4 protein-coding genes and 1 pseudogene are annotated in these 2,470 nt (G+C 68.4%); 3 read left to right on the top strand and 2 right to left on the bottom strand.

Annotated features, from left to right (window positions below):
* A partial coding sequence (locus CK240_RS17385) for an RNA polymerase sigma factor (protein ID WP_240517566.1) occupies positions 1-565 on the top strand: 565 nt, incomplete at its 5' end.
* On the opposite strand, the gene CK240_RS17380 is transcribed toward CK240_RS17385, so the two are convergent.
* Positions 475-909, bottom strand: coding sequence for a type II toxin-antitoxin system VapC family toxin (locus CK240_RS17380; RefSeq protein ID WP_095641521.1), 435 nt, complete (start codon positions 907-909; stop codon positions 475-477). The two genes, CK240_RS17385 and CK240_RS17380, sit on opposite strands and share 91 nt — an antisense overlap.
* On the bottom strand, positions 906-1,145 hold the full coding sequence (locus tag CK240_RS17375; RefSeq protein ID WP_095641522.1) for a FitA-like ribbon-helix-helix domain-containing protein: 240 nt from the start codon (positions 1,143-1,145) through the stop codon (positions 906-908). Before CK240_RS17375 ends, CK240_RS17380 begins: the two co-directional genes overlap by 4 nt.
* A gap of 123 nt (positions 1,146-1,268) precedes the next feature.
* Here CK240_RS17375 and CK240_RS17370 point away from each other — a divergent pair, with 123 nt between their 5' ends.
* A complete protein-coding gene (locus CK240_RS17370) occupies positions 1,269-1,469 on the top strand; it encodes a hypothetical protein (protein WP_095641520.1) in 201 nt (66 codons plus the stop codon).
* A pseudogene (locus tag CK240_RS17365) lies at positions 1,466-2,470 on the top strand (AAA family ATPase); the annotation flags it as partial. The gene CK240_RS17370 and the pseudogene CK240_RS17365, both read left to right, overlap by 4 nt.

Here is a 2,470-nt window from a genome sequence, read left to right as displayed (position 1 = left end):
CCTGGCCCTGAGCGTGCTCCTGCTGGCACTCTGGCCGGGACTGGATGCGATCCGCGGCCGCTGCCTGCAGCGGGGCGTCGGCAGCCGCGACGAGATCGCGTCCGAGTTGCTGGCGCGAACGACCGAGCAAGTCCGAACGCTTGACCTCAGCCGGGTGAACCGGATCGCAGCGACCGTGCTCTGGAACGTCGAGCGCGACCTGCTGCGTGCCGCCCGACGAGAAACTGCCCGACAACAATCCTGCGCGTCCCTGGAGCCGGACTGGCTGGAGGCGCCACCCTCATGGGCGGAGCAACTGCGTCTGCGTGCGGAACTGCGGCGCGACCTCACCGCAGTCATCGGCAGGGACGCGGATCTGGTTCTCGGCGTGGCGCTGGATGGCGCCAGCCAGCTTGAGATGGGCAAGGTACTTGACCTGTCGGAACCTGCGGCCCGGAAGCGGTATCAGCGCGCCGTGGTGGCGCTGCGGCAGCATCATGGGCCAGGAGGGATCGGGTCCCACGGATCGACGACGTCCACGCCCATAGCGATGAACGGCGCGACATCGCGGGTGGCGACGGGATAGCCGTTCGCCGCAGCGATGGCGGCGATCGCGCCGTCCGGAAAGCTCACCGTCCGCCCGTGCCGCTCCGCCGTCGCGACGAGCGCGCCAAAGGCATTCGCGGCGGCTGCGTCGAACCCCAAGACCCTGCCGGGAAAGACCTCCGTCAGCATCCGCTCGAGCCGAAGCTCGAAATCATCCCGGCGGCGGCCGGGCTCGAGCCGCGCCATGCCGAACCGCAGTTCGGCCAGGCTGACGGTGGTCAGGTGCAGGGTGCTCAGCTCCTGGCGGTTGAGCCAGTCGATCACCCGGGGCTCGGGGACCGGCTTCATCGTCTCCGAGACGACATTCGTATCGAGGATGATCATTCGAAGCAGGCCGGCTCCACGGGGGTGCGGTCGCGCTCGACTGAGAACCCGTCCATCGCGGCGCCTGACCAGATGCCGCGCATCAGATCGCCTGCACGTGGCCGGCCCTCGCGCAGAACCGCGCGAGCGATGATCTCGCGCAGCTCAGCCTCGGCGCTCCGGCCATGGGCGGCTGCCTGCGCCTTCAGGGCGCGATGCACCTCGTCCGGGATCTGTCGCACGACGATCTGGGCCACGGCCGCCTCCATCGATATCACACCCTGCAATAGATATCACATATTATTCCCGTCCTCAATGTCCCGATCGGCGTGCGGGGGTGGCTTTTGACCAGGTGAAGCCCCTGTTCACGAGCCTGATCGATGTCCTTGCCGCCGGTCCCGCCGCCCGATCTCCTCAAACGCCTGCCGGGATATTACCGGCGTTGGGAACTGACCGAACTGGTCATCCCGGATCGGTACTACTTCTTCGAGGCAGCGGGCCTGCACGGCGACGGTGAGCCGCTGTTTGCGGTTTATGTCCAGCCCGCCGATCTGGCGCCGGGCGAAGGGCGGCTGCAATGAGCGCGCCCGGCATCGATCGCGACCAGATCGCGCTGTTTGTCGACGTGGTCTTTTCCTGGTGCGACGGCCTGATCCCGCTGCGCGGCCTGCCCGAGAAGGGCGTGACGCTAGGGCCGCCGAACGACCTGCGCTGGATCCCGGCAGACGCGGGGGCGCCCGAGATCATGGCCACCGCGGCAGAGGCCGCCGCTTCGGTCGGCCGTGCGATCTATGTGATCCCCGGCACGGTCGGACACAACGGCGAGGCCCGCGCTGAGCATGTCCGGCAGATGCAGGCGCTGGTCGTCGATCTCGACGAGGGCGACATCTCTGCCAAGCGGGACCACCTGATCCGCAACCTCGGCCCGGTGACGCTGACCATCGAGAGCGGCGGGTTGACGGAGGCGGGACAGCCCAAGCTGCATCTGTGGTGGAAGCTGACAGAACCGGCCGAGGGCGAGGACCTGGCCCGGCTCTGCCGGCTTCGGGCGGCGATGGCGCTGAAGGTCGGCGGCGATGACAGCTTCGGCTCGGCGCATCAGCCCATCCGGGTGCCCGGGACGATCCATGGTAAATATGGACGGACGGCGCAGGTCCGGATCGTCGACCAGCAGCCCATCGAGGTCGATCTGGCTGAGTTCGAGGCCCTCGTCGCTGCTATGCCCGCGCTCACCCCGGAAACCTCAGGCTCAGCGTGGTTCGACTTCAACGCCGGTAGCAAACCCGCAGTCGATGACGTCCTGACCACGCCGGTGCGGGAGGGGGCGCAGGACGACTGGACCCGGTTCCAGGGCGCCAGCGCCGCGATCGGCTATTACCTCCGCCAAGCCCACGAAGGCCGGCTCAGCCTCGACGAGGCCTGGGAGGCGATCTGCGGCTACAACGCCGCCATGTTGCGGCCTAGTTGGTCCGAGGATCGCCTCAAGGCCGAGACCCGGCGGCTCTGGCAGCGACATCTCGAGCGCAACGGACCTGCGCAGCCGCCGCGGCAGGAGGCGCCGACAGGCCCGCTGGACTGCTTC

Source organism: Paracoccus salipaludis, from assembly GCF_002287065.1.
GTDB classification, from domain to species: Bacteria; Pseudomonadota; Alphaproteobacteria; order Rhodobacterales; family Rhodobacteraceae; genus Paracoccus; species Paracoccus salipaludis.
The sequence above is the reverse complement of the archived record's forward strand: the minus strand, read 5'-3'. Positions and strand labels throughout refer to the sequence as shown.

Coding starts and splice junctions, on each gene's coding strand:
- CK240_RS17370 (WP_095641520.1), top strand. CDS start 1,269: ATGTCCTTGCCGCCGGTCCCGCCGCCCGATCTCCTCAAACGCCTGCCG.
- CK240_RS17380 (WP_095641521.1), bottom strand. CDS start 909: ATGATCATCCTCGATACGAATGTCGTCTCGGAGACGATGAAGCCGGTC.